This window comes from Flavihumibacter sp., from assembly GCF_036676075.1.
GTDB lineage: Bacteria > Bacteroidota > Bacteroidia > Chitinophagales > Chitinophagaceae > Flavihumibacter.
This window is the reverse complement of record NZ_JAKFDQ010000010.1, coordinates 494,263-514,100: the sequence shown is the minus strand read 5'-3', so window position 1 is coordinate 514,100 and position 19,838 is coordinate 494,263. Positions and strand designations below refer to the sequence as shown.

Annotated in this window: 27 protein-coding genes; 26 read left to right on the top strand and 1 reads right to left on the bottom strand. The window is 37.1% G+C overall.

The window, feature by feature from the left end; translation table 11 throughout:
* Positions 1 to 122 precede the first annotated feature (122 nt).
* The 15 genes from V6M43_RS13990 to V6M43_RS13920 all read left to right on the top strand — a co-directional run bounded on the left by V6M43_RS13990 (position 123) and on the right by V6M43_RS13920 (position 12,471).
* Positions 123 to 1,526 carry a serine hydrolase domain-containing protein gene (locus tag V6M43_RS13990; protein WP_332736265.1) on the top strand — a complete coding sequence of 468 codons (1,404 nt, stop codon included), beginning with the start codon at positions 123 to 125 and terminating at the stop codon, positions 1,524 to 1,526.
* A gap of 16 nt (positions 1,527 to 1,542) precedes the next feature.
* Positions 1,543 to 2,583, top strand: a complete 1,041-nt coding sequence (locus V6M43_RS13985; RefSeq protein WP_332736263.1) for a serine hydrolase domain-containing protein — start codon at positions 1,543 to 1,545, stop codon at positions 2,581 to 2,583.
* A 214-nt stretch (positions 2,584 to 2,797) separates the two neighbouring features.
* Positions 2,798 to 3,412: a hypothetical protein gene (locus V6M43_RS13980; protein WP_332736261.1), complete on the top strand. Its 615-nt coding sequence runs from the start codon at positions 2,798 to 2,800 to the stop codon at positions 3,410 to 3,412.
* Between the two features lie 150 nt (positions 3,413 to 3,562).
* A complete protein-coding gene (locus V6M43_RS13975) occupies positions 3,563 to 4,177 on the top strand; it encodes a class I SAM-dependent methyltransferase (protein ID WP_332736259.1) in 615 nt (204 codons plus the stop codon).
* Between the two features lie 86 nt (positions 4,178 to 4,263).
* Positions 4,264 to 4,824, top strand: coding sequence for a hypothetical protein (locus V6M43_RS13970; protein ID WP_332736257.1), 561 nt, complete (start codon positions 4,264 to 4,266; stop codon positions 4,822 to 4,824).
* Positions 4,825 to 4,946: 122 nt separating this feature from the next.
* Positions 4,947 to 5,360, top strand: coding sequence for a hypothetical protein (locus tag V6M43_RS13965; protein ID WP_332736255.1), 414 nt, complete (start codon positions 4,947 to 4,949; stop codon positions 5,358 to 5,360).
* On the top strand, positions 5,357 to 5,653 hold the full coding sequence (locus V6M43_RS13960; RefSeq protein ID WP_332736253.1) for a hypothetical protein: 297 nt from the start codon (positions 5,357 to 5,359) through the stop codon (positions 5,651 to 5,653). The genes V6M43_RS13965 and V6M43_RS13960 overlap by 4 nt, the downstream gene beginning before the upstream one ends.
* A 142-nt stretch (positions 5,654 to 5,795) precedes the next feature.
* The gene (locus V6M43_RS13955) at positions 5,796 to 6,152 is read left to right on the top strand and encodes a hypothetical protein (RefSeq protein WP_332736252.1); all 357 of its coding nucleotides are present in this window, start codon (positions 5,796 to 5,798) and stop codon (positions 6,150 to 6,152) included.
* 86 nt (positions 6,153 to 6,238) lie between these two features.
* Positions 6,239 to 6,682, top strand: a complete 444-nt coding sequence (locus tag V6M43_RS13950; RefSeq protein WP_332736250.1) for a hypothetical protein — start codon at positions 6,239 to 6,241, stop codon at positions 6,680 to 6,682.
* 126 nt (positions 6,683 to 6,808) lie between these two features.
* Positions 6,809 to 7,555, top strand: coding sequence for a hypothetical protein (locus V6M43_RS13945; RefSeq protein ID WP_332736248.1), 747 nt, complete (start codon positions 6,809 to 6,811; stop codon positions 7,553 to 7,555).
* Between the two features lie 98 nt (positions 7,556 to 7,653).
* Positions 7,654 to 8,286: a hypothetical protein gene (locus V6M43_RS13940; RefSeq protein ID WP_332736246.1), complete on the top strand. Its 633-nt coding sequence runs from the start codon at positions 7,654 to 7,656 to the stop codon at positions 8,284 to 8,286.
* Between the two features lie 331 nt (positions 8,287 to 8,617).
* The gene (locus V6M43_RS13935; protein WP_332736244.1) at positions 8,618 to 9,322 is read left to right on the top strand and encodes a hypothetical protein; all 705 of its coding nucleotides are present in this window, start codon (positions 8,618 to 8,620) and stop codon (positions 9,320 to 9,322) included.
* Between the two features lie 84 nt (positions 9,323 to 9,406).
* Positions 9,407 to 9,781, top strand: a complete 375-nt coding sequence (locus V6M43_RS13930; protein WP_332736242.1) for a hypothetical protein — start codon at positions 9,407 to 9,409, stop codon at positions 9,779 to 9,781.
* A 61-nt stretch (positions 9,782 to 9,842) separates the two neighbouring features.
* Positions 9,843 to 10,607, top strand: a complete 765-nt coding sequence (locus tag V6M43_RS13925) for a hypothetical protein (protein WP_332736240.1) — start codon at positions 9,843 to 9,845, stop codon at positions 10,605 to 10,607.
* Positions 10,608 to 10,743: 136 nt separating this feature from the next.
* Positions 10,744 to 12,471, top strand: a complete 1,728-nt coding sequence (locus V6M43_RS13920) for a serine hydrolase domain-containing protein (protein ID WP_332736238.1) — start codon at positions 10,744 to 10,746, stop codon at positions 12,469 to 12,471.
* A gap of 64 nt (positions 12,472 to 12,535) precedes the next feature.
* Here V6M43_RS13920 and V6M43_RS13915 read toward each other — a convergent pair whose 3' ends face one another.
* On the bottom strand, positions 12,536 to 13,426 hold the full coding sequence (locus V6M43_RS13915) for a winged helix-turn-helix domain-containing protein (protein WP_332736236.1): 891 nt from the start codon (positions 13,424 to 13,426) through the stop codon (positions 12,536 to 12,538).
* 100 nt (positions 13,427 to 13,526) lie between these two features.
* Here V6M43_RS13915 and V6M43_RS13910 point away from each other — a divergent pair, with 100 nt between their 5' ends.
* The 11 genes from V6M43_RS13910 (at position 13,527) to V6M43_RS13865 (ending at position 19,834) form a co-directional block, all read left to right on the top strand.
* A complete protein-coding gene (locus V6M43_RS13910) occupies positions 13,527 to 14,030 on the top strand; it encodes a hypothetical protein (RefSeq protein ID WP_332736234.1) in 504 nt (167 codons plus the stop codon).
* 110 nt (positions 14,031 to 14,140) lie between these two features.
* Positions 14,141 to 14,407: a hypothetical protein gene (locus V6M43_RS13905; protein WP_332736232.1), complete on the top strand. Its 267-nt coding sequence runs from the start codon at positions 14,141 to 14,143 to the stop codon at positions 14,405 to 14,407.
* 48 nt (positions 14,408 to 14,455) lie between these two features.
* Complete coding sequence (locus tag V6M43_RS13900) at positions 14,456 to 14,947, top strand: SRPBCC domain-containing protein (protein ID WP_332736230.1); 492 nt, start codon at positions 14,456 to 14,458, stop codon at positions 14,945 to 14,947.
* 29 nt (positions 14,948 to 14,976) lie between these two features.
* On the top strand, positions 14,977 to 15,525 hold the full coding sequence (locus V6M43_RS13895) for a DUF6597 domain-containing transcriptional factor (protein WP_332736228.1): 549 nt from the start codon (positions 14,977 to 14,979) through the stop codon (positions 15,523 to 15,525).
* 244 nt (positions 15,526 to 15,769) lie between these two features.
* Entirely contained in the window at positions 15,770 to 16,240 is a 471-nt protein-coding gene (locus V6M43_RS13890) for a DUF1772 domain-containing protein (protein ID WP_332736226.1), read from the top strand.
* Between the two features lie 337 nt (positions 16,241 to 16,577).
* Positions 16,578 to 17,216, top strand: a complete 639-nt coding sequence (locus tag V6M43_RS18300) for a DUF2306 domain-containing protein (protein WP_442902317.1) — start codon at positions 16,578 to 16,580, stop codon at positions 17,214 to 17,216.
* A gap of 120 nt (positions 17,217 to 17,336) precedes the next feature.
* A complete protein-coding gene (locus tag V6M43_RS13885) occupies positions 17,337 to 17,780 on the top strand; it encodes a VOC family protein (RefSeq protein ID WP_332736225.1) in 444 nt (147 codons plus the stop codon).
* 31 nt (positions 17,781 to 17,811) lie between these two features.
* Positions 17,812 to 18,282 (top strand): SRPBCC domain-containing protein, encoded by a 471-nt coding sequence (locus tag V6M43_RS13880; protein ID WP_332736223.1) that lies wholly within the window; start codon positions 17,812 to 17,814, stop codon positions 18,280 to 18,282.
* 75 nt (positions 18,283 to 18,357) lie between these two features.
* Positions 18,358 to 18,867, top strand: coding sequence for a nuclear transport factor 2 family protein (locus V6M43_RS13875; protein ID WP_332736221.1), 510 nt, complete (start codon positions 18,358 to 18,360; stop codon positions 18,865 to 18,867).
* A 76-nt stretch (positions 18,868 to 18,943) separates the two neighbouring features.
* A complete protein-coding gene (locus V6M43_RS13870; RefSeq protein WP_332736219.1) occupies positions 18,944 to 19,069 on the top strand; it encodes a hypothetical protein in 126 nt (41 codons plus the stop codon).
* A gap of 153 nt (positions 19,070 to 19,222) precedes the next feature.
* Positions 19,223 to 19,834, top strand: a complete 612-nt coding sequence (locus V6M43_RS13865; RefSeq protein ID WP_332736217.1) for a DUF998 domain-containing protein — start codon at positions 19,223 to 19,225, stop codon at positions 19,832 to 19,834.
* The last annotated feature ends 4 nt before the right edge of the window (positions 19,835 to 19,838 follow it).

Sequence of the window (19,838 nt, the reverse complement as noted above, 5' to 3'; positions counted from 1 at the left end):
TAATCGGTTCCAAAGTCCCATCTGTGAGGACACCCATCTTTATTGCTTGTGCCAGTGATGACGAATTCGGTTGTTACCTATACCCAAATCAAGAAATATTTAATAACCAATAACTGTAATGAATGAAAAATAGACTATTTCTAATGTTTTTATTGTTGCAATGCATCAACAGCGTTGCACAAAACAGAATAACGTCAAAAGTAAAGATGCGAGTTGATTCGTTGGTAAATGCAGAAATGAAAAGCCAACGCATACCGGGACTTTCACTTATTGTAGTACGTGATGGAAAAATTGATTTTGTAAAAGGCTATGGCTATTCTAATCTCGAACATAAGGTGCCGGTAAAACCTGAAACAATTTTTCAGGCGGGTTCTGTAGGCAAACAGTTCACGGCATTTGCTGTAATGCTCCTTGTGCAGGATGGTAAAATTAGCCTCGACGATAAGCTCACTAAATTTTTTCCGGATGCACCTTCCGGATGGGATTCTATTACCGTTCGCAACCTGCTAAATCATACCAGCGGCTTTGGCGACTATACCAATAATTTAAATTACAGGGCTAACTATACCGAGGATAGTTTGTATCAGGAGTTTAAAAAAAGACCATTAATATTTAAAGTCGGTGAAAAACAGCAATACAGTAATATGGGATATGCCACCCTTGGCATAATTATGAGTAAAGTTACAGGTAAATTCTACGGTGAATTTTTAAAGGATCGGGTGTTTACGCCATTGGGTATGACGACCGCCAGGATCATCACCGAGGAGGATATCGTACCAAACAGGGCTGCGGGGTATCGGTTGTTGAAGGATAGCTTAAAAAACCAGGAGTGGGTATCTCCTACCTTAAATACGACCGCAGATGGTTCAATGTATGTAACAGCATTGGATATGGCCAAATGGGAAGCAGCTTTAAATGCGGAGAAACTACTGAAGAAAGATTATTACAATATGATGTGGGCGCCTACCAAACTCAATGATGGAACAAATGAAAATTATGGGTTTGGCTGGTCAATTGATTCTGTAAATGACAAACGAATATTGGAACACAATGGTAGCTGGCAGGGATTTGAATGCACCATCAAACGCTATCCAGAACAGAAAATAGCAGTGGTGGTATTTGCAAATCTTAAGCGTGCCAGTACCTATAAAATCGCCACCAGAGTATTACGTATATATCAACCTGAGTTAAGCATTGCCAGTGTAAAAACAATAAGTGATACAGAGCCTGGTGTCACAAAACGGGTAAACGAGTTTATAATAAATGTGACTGAAAAAAAATTGCGTGCAGATCAGCTCGCGACAGAATTAGCACGGGAGATCATGGATAGCACAATGCAGGAAAGAGGTTCGGATTATTTTAAATCAAAGGGTAAATTCTTAAAATCGGAGTTGCTTTCCAGGAAGGAATTGGGTAATGATAACAGGGAGTATCGCTACAGGCTATTATTTAGTAAAGAGATATTAGGGTTAATGATACAGTTCAACAAAGAAAACAAGATAGTTGATCTGCAAACGAGTGAATAATGATAAAAATTCTGATATGAACAAACTGCTGCTTTTTCTCCTATTACCCTGTTTATCATTTGCACAAGTTGACAGTACTGATATTATAGTAACGCAAATGATGAAGAAGCAAAAAATTGTTGGACTTTCCCTGGCCATCATAAAAAACGGGCAGACTGTAACAAACAAAGGTTATGGATTAGCCAATGTTGAATTAAACGTTCCGGTAAACTCCGAAAGTGTAATAAGAATTAGTTCAATTAGTAAACAGTTTTTCACAACAGCTATCATGAAATTGATGGAAGAAGGAAAGCTAGATATTGATGATGGCGTACATAAGTATTTTCCAGATGCACCTGAAACGTGGAGGCCTATTACGATAAAGAACCTGATGACGCACACATCAGGCTTGAAACGTGAACCACCCGCGTATGACAATTTTAAAATACAACCTGATTTAGACGTTATAAAGTCGGCATATAACTTACCGCTCGATTTTAAAACAGGCGAAAAATTCCAATATTGTAATACAGGATATTATATGTTGGCAGAAATCATAAAGCAAGTAAGTGGAATGCCCTGGCAGGACTATATTCGTTCTGCGTTATTTATACCAGCAGGAATGAATAATAGTTACCTCACTGATTTTTATCAAATTATTCCTAACCGTGCTAATGGGTATATGCATAAGAAAGACACATTGGTTAATGCCACAGCCATGGTTGCCATTCGGCCCAGCGGTGGTTTTCTTTCTACCAGCACCGATATGATACTATGGGATAAAGTACTGAGGGAGAAAAATAAGATATTGAAAAAAGAAAACTGGGAATTGCTTTGGCAGCCATTTATAAAAGCATCTGGTAGCCTTGATTCTAAGGCTCACTATGGATTCGGATGGTATATTGATGAACGGAATGGACACAAGGTCATTTGGCATGGTGGTGCTAATGCTGGGTTCAGATCCAATTATGCCCGTTTTGTAAATGATGATTTATCCATTATTATATTGACCAATACGGAAGAGGCAAATCCGGGAGCTATTGTAGAGGCTTTGTCAGCGTATTATTTCAGAAAATAGGCATTATCTTATTTGTTGATTGACTATAGTGGTTCATTCGGCAATGAAAACTCAACTGCTGACAACATCGGATTGGCAATAGGGGGGCAGGCAGTTGTACATTCAGCATTGTAATTCAATTGGGCATTTGTGCGAATGTTGGGCTGAGGTTTACTTAAATGCCAGACCATCACCATTATGTAAACAGTTATGCACAATATTAAAGGAAGATAAAATGAAGAAAATATTCTTTGCAATTTTATGTATTTCAACTTCTGCTTTTGGACAAGAGTTCAATTTTGATATTCACAATATAACGCTTCCTGAATATTTAAAAATTGAAGAGAATTTAGGAAGTGAAAGAATTTTGCCATCTTCAAATCACGTTTCTTTTAGTGGAGAAGCACAACCAATCATGTTTTTAAGAAAAGAAAAAGTGATACCTGATTTGACAGTATATTATTATTTTAAAAAAGTGGATTCTACGATGTCTTATATTCTTTATGAATGGGATGTTTCAAACTTTGAGAAAGATGATAATAACCAAAAATCAGAAAATTTCCAAAAAGCTATAATTGCAAAATATATAGAACTGAAAGAATATATTTCAAAGGAATTTGGTCAACCAGTTGTAAAAAGTAATTATTCTAATCTTAGTAGATTAGATTCTATAAACACATTTATAGAAAATTCTAACTGGAAACCTAATTACATAACCGAAATAGAAATGCATGCGACTGTTTCTAATTATTACGAGAAAAAAGGTGCAATTACTATTAATCCAGTTCACCGAATAAGACTATATATTAGAAGCCTAACGAAAGAGAAACAAAATCAACTACGACCTTAACTAAATGAAATTGTCATTCCGTTACGCGCATACTGTTATATGAGTCGAAGGCGACTTCATGAAATCAGGAAATAATTAGACGACAATAAATAATTTGGGATTTTAGAGTAAAACTTTGGAAGACAATGTTTGCCTATAACAAATATTACTATGGGAGAATTTTGGGAACAAGCATTTAAGGATAAACTAGAAATGTGGGGTTTAGAACCTGCAAAATCTACTGTATTGGTAAAAGATTATTTTATTGAGCAAGGAGTAACGAATATTCTTCTCCCAGGAATTGGCTATGGACGAAATGCAAAACCATTTATAGACAATGGAATATCGGTAACAGGCATTGAAATCTCACATACTGCTATTGAATTAGCAAAAAAACATTTTGGCAATGATTTGAAAATATATCAAGGATCGGTTACTGAAATGCCTTTTGACAAGAAGATGTATGAGGGAATATTTTGTTACGGACTAATTTACTTGTTTGACAAAGGTGAAAGGCAAAAACTAATTCAAGACTGTTATAATCAACTAACAGAAAATGGATTTATGGTTTTTACTGCAATAACAAAGCAAGCAGTAACCTATGGACAAGGGACAAACATAGGAAAAGACAGATTTGAAATGTTTGGTGGGGTTAAAATATTCTTTTACGACAACGAAACAATAGAAGAAGAATTTGGTAAAGCAGGACTTTTTGAAATTTCGGAGGTAAACGAAAACTATCCTTTCCACATAATAAAATGCAGAAAAGATAAGACTTTAGATTGACTGAATGAAGAAAACTGCCCATAACATCTTTGGCTATAGTAGGGCTGACAGATGTAAATTCTACATTTGCAATCCCAACTCATACAATGAAAACATCAACAGAATTTAAAATACTCATAAGAAGGAGAATTCCATATTTAAATAGTTTTCTACTTGTGGTGATTATCATCTTTCTGATTTGTATCTGTATACTCAATTTGGTAATGTATCCTGCTATACATTCTAAATCATCATTAGAAATGGTGTTTTCCTATTATAATTTAGTAGTTCCTGAAACTTTAAAAGTGCTTTCTTCATATTCGTTCCTTGGATTCATATTTGTTGTACCATTATATTATAAAGTTAGACGGCATAAGCCAGGCATATTAACTTTTGAAGAAGAACGGATATTAATAAAAGGACAAAAAATTTATATCGACACACCCAAAAGCAGAATTGAAAAAATATACTGTAATGACCTGAAGAATATTTTTGGGAAGCCCAAAAGAATTTTTCAAAGTGTAATAAAGAATAAAGAAGGTTTGCACACTTCTTTCAGACTAAAAGACTATGAAACCGGTGGTGAATTTATTGATAAATTGGAAACATTGAATGTCGTATTAGCGGGTTATGAAAATGAAATGGTGATAGATCATGATGAAGAATAGCTGTCACTAATATTGGTATTGGGAAAAGTCCTTCGCGTTATTGGGCATTTTGGGATCACACACAACAGACAATGAAGTTTAAGAACTACAAATCAGCAATTCACAACTTCGCACATTCTTTCATGAGTATTGATTACATGAAAAGCGGACGACTTGCCGTAAATGTTCTTATCGACCTATATAATCAAAAATTAGAATCGAAAGCCACATTTGACTTCATTAACAAGACTATTTTACCGACAAATGCTATATCTAAAGAGTCTAAGGAATTACTCAAGGATTATCTGTCCTGGCTGCCCAACCATTTTGAGGCTCACAATTGCGACTTGACAAAATTGGAAACGCTTGTAGTAATAATTTGGACAGACTTTAATAAAGCAATAACACCTCCTGGTTCGAATAACTGCAAGGAATTTGTAGTTCATGCCCTAACAAGATGGAAAGCAGCCGAACAGGACGAACAGATAATAGAAATTTCGCAGACTGAAATTATAAAGGAGAATTTCCTAAAACTGAGAATACCAGAATTTAAATGACTTTACCACACAGGCAAACTCAGACCATTTTTATAATTGAGGACGAAGCACACGCTGAACCACAAAAGGGAGAATTTCAGACATTTGAAGATGCATTTAGTGAATTGGAAAGAAGAGCTAAGATTCCTTGGAACGAAATACCGAATCTTTGTCCTTGCACAAATTGGGAAGACTGCGGTAGAAATTATCATATTATTGAATACGACATGACACAAGCACCTTGGAAAGAGTTACAACGAAAAGAAATCCTGACAATAACTGCCAAAGAAGTAAAATGGTCAACAGACAAATGAAGGCGCCCAATAATAGCACTTTTACAATATGCGAGTTTTCGTACTTCGCAAACGGTTTAGTGGTACCTAAGGACCGATGATAATGAGGCTTAAATATCTAATTGGACTTTTGTTTTTGGTGTCTTGCAAATCCAATTATAGAATGGAGTTTGAAAAACTAACCAAAATTAATATCCCAAAAGATGTTGTAGTCACTAAACAAGAGTATCTAGACATGAACCAGGATTTTGCAAAAAAGTTTGAGATAAAACTTAATAGAACTTCCTTAGCCGATTTAAAATTATCAATTTTGAATTCAACGTATTACAATTCCGCTGTCTTTATTGATAATGGAATTATTGATTCAAAGTTATTTCAGAAGGCGCATGAGAAAGGATTATGGTATCGCGATAACAACGGTTATTCATTTTATGGTTTTATCAATAACGGAAGGGAAGTTGTCATTGCTAAAGTTGACACTTTAGCAATGACAGCTAAATTTGAATATGGAAGTGATTAATCCTGACATACAAGCTAGAATTGCTAAAAGCAGGATCGGGATATTCGCCAATACCTTCACGTTGGCGCTACTTAAAAATACTCAACATGAAACAAACATTAATTATTTTGACAGTTTTAATTGTGACAACATTTCAATCGTATTCACAAACAGGCAGTGAATCAAATATTTTATTTGACGGACTATATGTTGCAAAAACTGGAGGTGTTCCTGCTGCAAATATTGAAATATTTACATACTTGCGATTTTATGATAATGGAAGTGTGTATCTGCAATCAGTTTCTTCAAATGATCCGCAATCCGTATCTAAATGGTTTGGTCGTGACAAGAAATTTTCTCAAAAAGGAACATATAAAATTGATGGAGCAAGTATTAATATCCAGCTTAACAATAAAGATTCTGAAGACTACAAGTTAGAGGGTTCCGTTGAAACAAATTATAAAGGAACAATCAAGCAAAATAATCAGATATGTCTAATCAGAGATAAGGAAACGGAGGAGAAGTGTTTTGTTTTCTCAAAGACTCAGTAGGCAAAATTTATAGATATTGAATGTAAAAATACACCAGCCAGCATTGCATTGCCTAAGGTTAGGGCGGTACATTGAAACAGGAGCTGCGGTACGATATCTGCATTTGTTGCATCTTTCAATAACAACATGAAGCGACATTTTCTTCTCATTTTACTTTTTATCGGACAAAATTCATTTGGACAGTTAGACACGAGCTTTGGCAAACCAATCTTTTGGTATCGTGTCAGCGACCCGTGGGCTATGTTTATGGGAGCAGAAGGCCCACCCTTCATATTGTATGACAATGGCAAAGTTTTATTTTGGAAAGGTGGAGGATATAAGGTGACACAACTTGACGAAGGCGAAAAGTCGGAACTTATTGATGAACTAAACTTGAAGGACACACTCTTTCATAAAAGCAGGTTTTACAATGCAACTAATCCAGACCCTAATGGTGAAATTATGGCGACAGACAATCCTTCTTATAGCGTTTTTGTAAGGTTTGATACTCTGGTTAGTGTTTCAGTTTACGGATACATTTCATCAAAGGAATATAGGAAAAGGTTTCCTTCACTAGTTCGCAAAATTCACAACTTTGTATTAAACTTTGAGCCTGACAAATACATGATATGGATACCTAACAAAATTGAAGTTATGCTGTCAGACTACAGTCATTCACCTGATACGCCAATTCAATGGCCCACAAATTGGCCTGACCACAATAGTCCCGACACAAGAAAGCAAGAAGGCTATGTGACAAGCATATTCTTAGATAAAAAATATTTGGGCCACTTGACAAAACTCATAAAGAATAGACGGGAAAAGCAAGCGTTTGAAATAAATGGCAGAAAGTATTTTATTGGTTATAGATTTCCAATGCCAGGACTTTATTAATGCGACGACGACAAGGTATTTGATAAAAGCTTGGTGGGAAAACTGGTCATCACCATCGTCAATACCTTCACGATAGACAAAATTTAAATCCTCTTCTAGTGATACCCGAACTACTTGAAGCTGTTATTGAGAAATACGATTCTGATGAAATCAGAATTTATATTGATCGAACAGATTTTACCCAAATTGATGGTATTGTTGAATTTACTCTAATAGTGGATGAATTTGAAGAACAAGTTAAGCAGGAGTGGAAAGTGAGAATTAAAAATCCTATTGTAAGTGTGGTATCAAATGAAATTCAGAATAGACTTCAGATATTTGATCATCACCCCCTTTTGTTAGAGTATAAAGATCAAGAATGCAGTCTATACTTCAGTGGTAAATGTTCTAATCCTGAATTGTTATTTGTTGACCTTTATCAATCGCATTTTGATCAATGTGCAAACTATATACATTTTAGTAATTACATAAATAACCCACCTGATTTTATGTCACTTCTCAAAGTTGGGTATGGACTTTTAGCTGAGGGACCCAAGTCTTTAATGCAATTATATGCGACTCAACTTCAGAAACATAATGTGAGTTATAACTTGATGGGTTCACGCCAACCTAAGTATTGGGATGGAAATGAATACCAGAAGATAAGTCCTGAAGTTAGATTGCTGTTTTTGGGCAAAGCATATTTCATTGGTGATCAATTTGACTTTGAAGAACGAACAAACCTCGGCTAACATCGTATTGCTAAAAGTCGGCGGAACATTTCTTAAACTCTAAGGTCAGAACACCTTTTAGCAAATCTGGGGTTTACAATGCTACGGAGCTTCCGCTGGGACGTTTACAATGAAAGGAGATTCAGTACATTTCGATTATACTTACGACGCGTATAAATCAGAAGTTATACCACCACCCTTTCCTGCAAGACCAATATTCGCTCTATGGAAAAAAAATAAGTTATATCCTTTGTATAGCAATGAAATCCAGTTAAATGAAAAGCAGTTTTTAAAATACTTTATATGACCTTCACACAACGCAAGGTTCTCCTAATGGAAAGCAACGAAAAGAATGACCGAAAATAGAAGTATACTGACAATTGCACCTTTATTGGCTGACGACTTTGTTGACTTGGATGGACCAAATTTCGATTCAAACAAGTATTCTATTTTCCTGGACGAAAACGCAAACCGACTTGGGTCCTTTAAAAAGTATTTGATTTGTAAACTTCACGACAGTGCGATAATTGACATTAGGCAGGAATTTGACAAGTTGAGTATAATTCTTAACGATTATTCAACTTGTGTTTTCGCTAAGACATTAATTGAAAGATATAACCTACCAATTGGCTTAAACAATATTTCATTTCCATTGAAAATTGAATTCGAAGGAAATTTAAATGTAGAATACAACAAAGTTGACGATAACGGAAACCTAATCTCAATTAGTCGAACTGACCTAGACGAATATCTATATGAACAAGTAACACAAATTGACAAAGATAAAATTGAAATAGTTTTTCATTTTTGGAAAACACACGTAAAGGCAAACAAACACGGAAAAAGAATAATTGCAATTGTTTCTGCAAAGAATTTGACCTTAATTGAAAACCAGGACAAGGTGTGGACAGAAGTATTTGGTCATGAATATGATGAACTTTATATGTATTTTAAGGAGCAGTTTAACAGCGACAGATATGTTTCCGACCATGCAGAATGTGAAAAACTAATTGATGATTTTGATCAAAGTAAAAAGCCAAATAAAAATACAATTTAACCCTTATGCTAACTATACACCACATCGCAAAGCCGTATATCGTTTTGTGAAGTGCGATACCATCAATCCTTAAACCCTTATATAATGTTTAGACCTAAAGCAATTCGGATTGCATCAATTATTGCCTTGATACTGTCAGTTCTTGGACTATTACTTTGCATTTTGATATTTAATTATGCTGGATTCTCAGCGGCCATGGGCATTATGTCCTGGAGTATATTAATCTGGGCATCCATAATTGGTTTCCAGTTAAGTAAATACAAGTTATACGATGAAGAATTTAAAAAAGTCGGGATTCGCATTTATGCGATAATTCTAAGCTTTGTTCTATTTTTTTTCGTAGGTATAATAATTGGCCTTGCTATTTCCGTAATTATTTTGTCGATGCTTTGGGCTCTAAAAAGTAACTATGATGATTGGGTGCCAACGGAACAAGAGAATATTGTGGAAAGTGAATAACAATAGTTTTAAAAATAAATGATTTATAATTCTTTTAGGCAGAATTTTAAGACCGACCTTAATGAAAAAGAGGAAAAGAAGGAAACTAACTAAGCCAAAGCGACATCTCAAATTAAATAAAGTAACCTTTTCAAAGCTAACTCTTCATAAACTTGATTGGCTTGAATGGATTACAATTGGATTGGCGGTTTGGTTTTTAATGTATCCGCAGCCATATGAATTATTACTAGGACTTCTTTTGGCTATCCCAATCATTGGCTTATTATTGAATGGCTTGCATAAACCGAGCATGGCGTCACTTGTAGAAATAAGTGCAGATAAAGATGGCGAGGAAAAATATGATGTAGCAGACTTTATTGATATTGCAGCTTGGGTAATCCTTCTTCGTGTTTTGCTTGACTATGAATTTGAAAGCATCTATAGTATGATAATTCCAGGGACTATAGCTTGTATCATTATTCTGGCAATTTTGTTCTCGACTCATAAGCTTCTTGAGAATACCACTCGAAATAAATGGTGGATATATACCTCGCTCATTTTCAACGTAAGCATTTATAGCTACGCTGGAACTTATGCAGCTAATTGTACTTATGATTACTCAAAGCCAACTGTTTACCAAACCGAAATTCTAAGTAAAAGAATAAGTAAGAGCAAGCGTAGGAGGACATATTATGTTGAAGTAGCTCCATGGGGTCATCACTATGATAGAGAAGAAATAAGTGTTCCGAGAGTTCAATATGACGAACTTGAAATTGGAAATAAAATCAACATCGACTTAAAACAGGGCTTATTCAACATTGGTTGGTACTACATAGAAAGAAGGTAGAATACTCTGCAAAGCATTCTACATATGGAGCGGATTTAAATGATATAGCGAAAATAGCAAGACAATATTTATAGGTATTAGTCATTTCTGCCATATTTTATTCGTGTAATTTGCCACTGCTGTCAACACTTTGCTAATGAAATATGTCTTCCTCATACTTTGCTTTCTTGCTTCGACGGCTGGCAACAATTCCATTGGACAACCTATCCTAAAAGACCGGCTCGATTTAAAATTAGATAGCATCTTTTCCGCCTTTAAAGAAAATACACCAGGTATTGCAATTACGGTTATCCATAAGGGAAAAGTGATTGCAAGAAAAGCTTATGGAATGGCTAGTATTGAGATGAATGTTCCTTTCGCGCATAAGACGCTTGTAAGGCTACCCTATTCGGAAGGAAGAGAGTTTATTTCCATTGCGGCAGCGCTGTTGGAGAAAGATGGCCTGCTTCAGTTGAATGATAAGGTGCAAAAGTATTTCCCCCAGCTTCCACAATGGAGCAGCAATGTAACTATACAGGATTTATTGAACCACAGCAGCGGATTTGCCGATGAGTGGGCTACACTTGCGCTTACGCAGGCCAGTATGGCCAACCGGTTGGATAAATCTCAGTTTCTTCAATTTCTCTATAACCAGCCAACGCCTTCTGTTGAACCTGGCAAAGGCTATATGTATTCCAACTCAGACTTTGGCTTGTTGCGATTGATCCTTGAAAAAGCCTCGGGTGAAAATCTGGCGGATTATATGAAGCGCAGGGTTTTTCAACCGTTGGATATGAGAGATAGCCGAATTCACAACAATAAGGAAGAAGTTATTCCCAATCATGCATTTTCTTATAGCGTTGGTGAGAATAACACATTCAAATTATGGCTCAACGATAAATCATCGCCTGGGGGTAATTATTATGTGCTCACATCTGCCAACGATCTTGAGAAATGGGCTGCTGCTTATGCCGATAAGGACTCATTTATATCTGATGCCATAAAACGCCTCAAACAAAATGCACGTGTAATTCCCGTGCTGCCCGGCAACAATTATGTGTTTGGGCATAAGGAGAAAAAACTGGGTGATTATACTGCTATAGTTCATATGGGAGTAAGTGAATATCCATACCTGGCTCGTGTTCCGGAAGAAAAGTTAAGTGTGATCATGCTGGGTAACCAGTTCTTCCCACGATGGAATCTTATGAAGAACGTATTATCTGAATACCTTAATATTGAAACTTCACCTGTAATAACACCTGATCTGACCCGCGAACAGGTAACCATCCATCAACATGAATTAGAATTGCTTGCGGGACTATATAAATGGAATGTGCCCCTTACGTTTCAAAGCTATGTGCCGCGTAAACGTTTCACATCATTTGTTACAGGTAAAGGCGTGCTTAGGGTAGTGTATAGTGAAACCGATACACTGGACCTTCTTCCATTGTCAAAAAACAAATTCCGGGATCCTGAATTTCCTGATGTATTTATGTTTTCTCAGTCCCACCCTGATTCGGCTTTACGTTTAGTCATGTATACGTATGATGGTAATACCATCCACATGGAGAAAGTGAAGTCTGCCGTTGATAAGCCTGATAGAAAGGAACTGCAGAAGCTGACAGGTAAATATTACAGCAAGCACCTTGACTTTTACTTGATGTTAGTGTTGAATGAAAAGGATCAGTTGGTGGTGAGGCGACCCACCATTGCGGATAAGATAATGGAACCATGGGTTGATGGGGAGTTCCGGCTCATGACTGATTATGGGGAGTACTCAAGTGAAAGCTGGGTACGTTTTCATTTCAATGAGAAAGGAAGTGTTACCCATTTTACTGTTTCCCATCCAAGGTTGATGAATCATAGATTTGATAAATTTCAATAAGCGGAATGCATCACCGGTTTGACAAGGTGGAAATGAAACGTTAGCATCAATACTCTTAAATGATCTAGGCACTGATTTCAAGCTTATACCCTTTGCCGCGTATAACAACAATCTTGATATTCGGATCAAATTCCAGTTTTTTCCTAAGTTTTGATATGAACATATCCAGGCTTCGGCCAACTATAACACCTTCATCTTCCCAAATCTCTTTTTGTAGCCGGCTTCGCTCTATAGTCTCATTTGGAGACAAAGCGAAAATGCCTAGAACACGGGTTTCCGTTCTGGTCAGGTCGATGGCATTTCCGTTTGCCATGAGCTTACGGTTCTCTGCATCGAACAACATTGACCCTAAAGTGATAATACCAGTATCCTGACTATCAGGAAAGGTCTTCCGTGGCTTAGCGGATCTTAAAAAAATAAATCCAACAAATGCTAAAGCGGTCAGGCCGCCCAGAAGGTATCCATTCCTGGCTGTAATTATTCCTGTCGGCTTGAATTTAATGTTGATAGTGTAACAGGCTATGGGTTGCCTTCTTCCTATACAGGCTACAATATCATCTTTCTTATTTTTTGATATAGCATATCCATAGACCACGCTGGCATCGGCACAGTTCAGTACGTTAACAATATAATCGCTTGTGAGCGGATCTTCGGCCAACAAACGCTGGGTAGTATTCACCAGGGATTCGGGTTGAAAAGTAAACGCATTCTCAAAACTGATCTGGTATTCATTTTTGGCGATCGTTTTTACCGGTAATACCCGTGATACACTGTCGCCCGACTGAAGGAGAATTTCATGTCCGATCCGGCGAAGCAAAATTTCCCTTCTGGCAAAGTTGAAGTCATCATTGCCGGTCATGCTGAAAGCCACGCAGATTATCGAGAGAACCGTGAGTAGTAATAATCCGCCCAGGTGCTTTCGCTTGACTTGCAGGAGATTTCTTCTAACAAGCATAATGTCAAGGTAATATTTACAAAGTTTACATTCTTATTTACGATCCAGATCCCCTGGCTGAAATTAATCAAAGTATTTTTGAGGCACCAACTTAAAAAATATGAAAAAACTAATTTATGCGCTGATCTTACTACTGGTTGTGGTAAGCGGACTAGTATTTGCGCCCAAGCCACTCCCTGCTGCTGAAATGAAATCTGAATTGAGCAAATGGGAGGCAACCCCTGATGGTATGAGGTTCAAAAAGTGGGAAGCGTCTCGCGAAGGTAAAAAAGTGCTTGCCGATGCGGCTAAAATAAGGAAGCAGATAAGTGCTTTCACCAATATGGAGGCTGTTGTAACCTCTCTTTCTCTTCCGCCTGGCTCACGATTAGGGTTGGGAGTGATGGCCAGGATCGATGGTGAGGATTATATAATTAGTTTCGGGCTGGAAGAGTCTAATGAATTTCAGCAATTACGTAGCCTGAAAGTTAACGACAAGATAATTATAAGGAGCAATAATGTATCGTACGCACCCAAGTATTCATATTCAATAATATCGGGCGACTATGTGGAACGAGATGGTAAAATAATTTACAAACGTGCCCCTCGCAAAGACGGTTGCTGAGAATAGCAGGCCTGAACGTTGTTTACTTGGATTATTCAGGCAAATTGTCTATATTAATAGAGGGTGTAAAACATTCTACTTTAATAATTCTATCATATTAAATCGATATTATGCCAACTATAGTAGCTCGTCACAAAGTGGGAAATTTTGACACATGGCTTAAAGGCCATCAAGACAGAGTAAACATATTTGCTCCAGCAATTTCAAGTTTTAAAACCTTTCAGGATACAGATGATCCTAATTCAGTGGTTTTAGTAATTGAAGTAACTGACATTGAGAAACTCGGAGCCATAATAAATGATCCAGCCAATGCTCACTTGAAAGCTAGTCACACCGTGATAGACCCGATTACAATGTCTATGCCGGTAGATATATAGACCAGAAAGCACGAATGCACAGCAGTGTATTGTTTACAAATGGGAAAGATGAAAGAACACCCCGCAGGAATTTACGGGATGGTAAAAATTCAGATGAATATTATGCAGCTCGATAACGATTTAATTTCTTCACAGTCAATTATCATTAATGCAAGTCCAGATAAAGTATGGGAAACATTGACTAATCCATCCTTAATAAGCCAGTATTTATTTGGTGCTCAAACAATTACCAGTTGGACCGTAGGAAGTGACCTAGTTTTCAAAATAAATTTTGAAGGCGAAGAATTTACAGATAAAGGAATTGTTGTAGAAAACATTCAAAATACAACATTAAAATATAAATATTGGAGTGGCTTCTGTGGACTTGAAGATAAACCTGAGAACTATTCAATAGTTAGTTACAATATCGAAAAAATGGGAAATGATAGAAGTAAACTTGAGTGGATACAAAAAGGATTTGCCGATGAACAAAGCAGGACTAATTCAGAAAGCTCGCTTGTAACTATTTTGGAAAAGATAAAATTTATTGCGGAGAGGTAACAATTAACCATCGCTGTTGTCAGCAAAAGATGAACAACCAAACGCCAGGTATCCGCACAGTACAATGCATTATTCATCCCGCATTACGCTCTCTGATAAGGCATATCGTTATTATAGAAGCGGATTTCGGTAATGTTCCCGTTAGCATTGAAGGTAATTTTATGCCATCGCCCGACCAGGCAATGTTCATCAAACTTTTTACCCGGCTTAAATCAAAAAAATCAGGAGAAAACAATTACAACACCGTTACATCCTGTACGCTGATAGGAACACAAATTACTCCCTTCAAACTACGGGTAGAAGAAAGCCATAAAACCGTATCAATTATTTTTCAACCCGGAGGGTTAAACCGGTTTCTGAATATTCCGATGACGGAAATATTTGACAATGGATACAGTGCCAGAGAAGTTATCGGAAAGGAGATAGAAGAACTTTTGGATAGATCTCATGATACATTTTCTTTACGTGAGTTGGACAGTATTGTACAATCCTATTTCCTCAGCAAACTATCCCGGGTTAAAGAACCATTACCCATTGATTATGCCCTGCAACATCTGATGGTAAACTACAGCATATAAAATTCTCGAAAGCAGACCAATAGTCTCCTGGACTGATCTGACATATGAAGTAGGATATTACGACCAAACACACTTTATCAAAGATTTTAAGGAGTTTGGCAGGCTTACGCCTACTCTCATGCAAAAAGAATTATCGGGAGATCATATACAGTTTCAGAACTGGGACTAAATCTGATTTTGTCGTTTTTCTACTATCACAGCTCTCTTCACATTGATAGCTTTGGAGAAATATGAATGACAAAATATGAGAAAGATAGTTCTATACGCATGCGTTGCGTTTTCAAGCGGATTGTTTTTTACCCTTGTCTATAATTCCATCGTTAATGCAGCCAACTGGGAAAGCAATATCCCTCAATCCATAACCGCAACCAGGAATTTTTTTGTAGTTGCCAATCCGGGGACATTCTTTCAGTTGGTTGATCCAACAAATATGCTTTTGAATGTGCTGGCATTGATCTTATTCTGGAAATCCCGTTCCATTCGGTTGTTTTTGGGCATTGCTCTGCTTTGTTATGTATCATCAATGGTTTTAACGTTTACCTACTTTTATCCCAGAAATGATGTGATGTTTCTTTCAGAACAACTACCCGATGCAGAAACACTCAAGAAGGCAGCATCTGAATGGGGAAGAATGGGTTGGGTAAGGTGTTTGTTAACGTTGGCTGGTCTTGTCTGTACTTTCATAGCTTTGGATAAAGCCAGTTCAAGAACTTAACAACACTATCAGAAGCGAAAGATTTCCACTAACAAAGTATTTTCCCAATGTGGGCTGATGTGTTATAGTTAACGTCAGTTCTTTTTTGTAAATTTTGCTGGAATAGATATGGCAGGTACAGCTTGTCAGCAAAATCTCATTGACAGTTGTATTGCCCAAACCAGCGTTTCGGAAATTCTAAAGGGCAATCGTAGGATTACGGCAGACACTGCTCTAAGGCTGAGTAAATATTTTGGGAATAGAGCGATTGCGCCGCATAAGAGGTATTTCCGCAACGTGGGTATGGCACGCGTGGAATAATACAATTTCAAATCTGATAAGTGAAAATTAAACCGCTATGGGAATAACCATAAGAATAATGACATGGGTATTGTGGGCTCTAATCATAAGTTTGTCAGTTTATTTTTTATTTGACAATGTTATAGCTTATTTTTTTGGATATAGAAGTAGACTATTTGGTGATAGTTTTTTTCATAACCAGGTATGGGTGGCATTACATATGGGGGGAGGCACTTTATTATTGTTATCAGGGCCTTTTCAATTTTGGAGTTGGTTCAGGAAAGAATATCTATCTATCCATAGGTTGTTAGGGAAAATATATTTGATAGGTGCTGGTCTTGCTGGCTTTTCTGCATTGCGAATCTCGTTGATTAGTACATGCCTTCCTTGCCGGATCTCTCTTTTCTTATTATCTGTATTCATGTTATTATCAAGTGGATTGGCATGGCTATCGGTAAAACAACGCAACATTAAAGCCCATAAACAGTTTATGGTAAGGAGTTATGTTTGTGCTTTGGCATTTGTAACTGTTCGGATAGACGGAATATTGCCTCTTGATTTTTTATTTTCCAACATTAGCGATCCCATATTTCGAAGAACAGTAAATGAATATTTCTTTTCTTTTGTTCCACTTATCATAGCAGAAATAATAATGACCTGGTTGCCGAGTGTTAGAAGGAAGAGGTATCAACACTGAACGGGAGAGCTAACCTGGGGGTGCGCCTTCTGACGCAGATTACCTCTTTTTTGACGCTTTCATGTCCTATCTAGTTTGTGGTTAAGCTATACATTTGGTTAACAACATAAAATAGAAACTATGGCACTTATCAATCCACACATTAACTTCAACGGAAATGCAGAAGAAGCATTTACGTTTTATAAATCCGTATTTGGGGGAGAGTTTAAACAGATTGTCCGCTTCAAGGATTTTTCAAGCCCTGAATTCCCGTTAGCAAATGAAGAAGAAAATAAAGTCATGCATATTGCTTTGCCTATTGGTAAAAACAATGTGTTGATGGGAAATGATGTACCAGAAATTATGGGGAAAGTAAATGAGAATGAAAACAGGAGTAAAATTTCAATAAGTACAGAAAGCAAAGACGAGGCTGATAAATTATTTAATGGACTTTCGGCAGGAGGATCTGTAGAAGTTCCTATTGCTGATAGTCCATGGGGTTCATATTTTGGTATGTTCAGAGATAAATATGGTATCGAATGGATGGTGGACTTCGATCCAAAATATAAGGGGCAAGTAAAGTAGAAAAAAGGTATAAACTTTAAACTTAGTGACAATGAAAAAGTTACAATACAAAGTAAGCATCAATGCGCCTGTTACTAAAGCATATAATTCTATGCTTGGCATTAACAGCAAATCAACTTATGAGCAATGGACCGCATTGTTTAACCCGACATCTACCTATGAAGGCAGTTGGGATAAAGGAAATAAAATGTTGTTTATTGGCGTAGATGATAAAGGAGAAAAGGGAGGCATGGTTTCCCGGATAGCTGAAAACATTCCCAACCGATTTGTTTCCATCCAGCATTATGGTCTTATGAAGGATGGCAAGGAAATTACTGAAGGGCCCGAAGTGGAAAAATGGGCAAACGGATTTGAGAATTATACCTTCGAAGAAAGCAATGGCACTACAACCGTTACTGTTGACTTAGACACCACAGAAGATTTTTTGGATTATATGAACCAGACCTATCCAAAAGCACTTGAGAAGCTGAAAGAGATTTGTGAAAATAATCCAGTACTTTAAATCTGCTTTTGTGGTTCGATTCCTTCATGAAAGAAAGGACCTGAAATGTTTGATGGCATACTCCTTTAAATATATATGAGAGATCTGAGATCATTTAGTTGCTTTTATTTATTGCTACTACTGACGTTTGCCTGTAGCACCACCAAAAATACTAGCAGAGAAAATACCGCCTCGCCACCATCAACGGTATTGTATAACACCATAGATTCTTTGGATGGAGCAATGTTCGACGCATTTAATAAAAGAGACATTTCAAATTTACAATCCTTTCTTTCTGAAGAGTTAGAATTTTATCATGACCTGGGTGGTGTAACCAACTATGAGCAAAACATCGAGACGTTTAATAGAACCTTTGCAAGTGAGCGGAAATTAAGGAGAGCATTAGTTGCCGGAAGTATGGAAGTGTATGCCATAAAGGATTTTGGAGCTGTTCAAACAGGCGTTCATCGTTTCTATGTTACGGAAAAAGGTCAAAAGGAGAAGTTGAGCAGCGAAGCAAAATTCGTTAATCTCTGGCAGGGCAGAAATGGCGTGTGGAAGATAACGAGAATCATTAGTTATGGACATCTGGAAAATTTAGAATAAGGCTGACAATTCTATATATCAGAGTTAAATCAATGAAGCATCACAAAGGAGCCACCTGCGGAATATCATGCCGGTGATGCCGGATCCATTTGATGAGGTGGGTATGAGAAATGCAGGAAAGGTTTCTTTTTCGCTCTGCAACAACTGGAAGGCGGGTGCAAATACACTGGTGATTGACACAAAAGCAACAGGTAGTGCGTAACCCTGGTGTGTAAATTGTGCGTTTAAGCGATATTTGTGGAGAAGCAAAGCATTAGCAATGGAGGTCTTTGCCAGGACCTGCCGATACACTGATAATAATCATTGTTTGCTTCAGCAAGTATATTTTTCTTTGTAGTTATACGATTATCAAAACATGGCCCGGAAAAGTTTACTCATCTGCGGTATTGTTGCAATGCTATGGTATGTAGCCATGAACATCCTTGGACCGATGCAATACCCCGGTTATGACAGCGTTACGCAAACAGTAAGTGAACTGTCGGCAATAAATTCACCCACTCGAAAACTTTGGATTGTACTCGGAATTTTCTATTTTCTTCTCTTTATTGCGTTTGGAGTTGGTACATGGTTATCGGCCCATGGAAACCGGATTCTAAAGGTTGTGGGAGCTGTAATTGTAGTAGATGCGATCTTTACTGCCTTCTGGCCACCCATGCACCAGCGTGAAGTTATTGCTTCAGGGGGAGGCACATTATCAGACACACTACATGTGGTTTGGGCATTTGTTCATCTCGCTTTGATGCTGGCAATGATTGGCTTTGGTGCTTCTGCATTAAATAAGGGATTCAGGGTTTTTTCTGTAGTCATTGTTATAATCTTTATGGTCTTCGGCTTCCTTACTACAATTGATAGTCGCGCGCTTCAAGCAAATTTACCTACACCATATTTAGGCATTTGGGAACGTATCAATATTGGAGCTTACATGCTGTGGGTAATTATGTTTGCTCTTAAACTACTTAAAAGGTAATAGC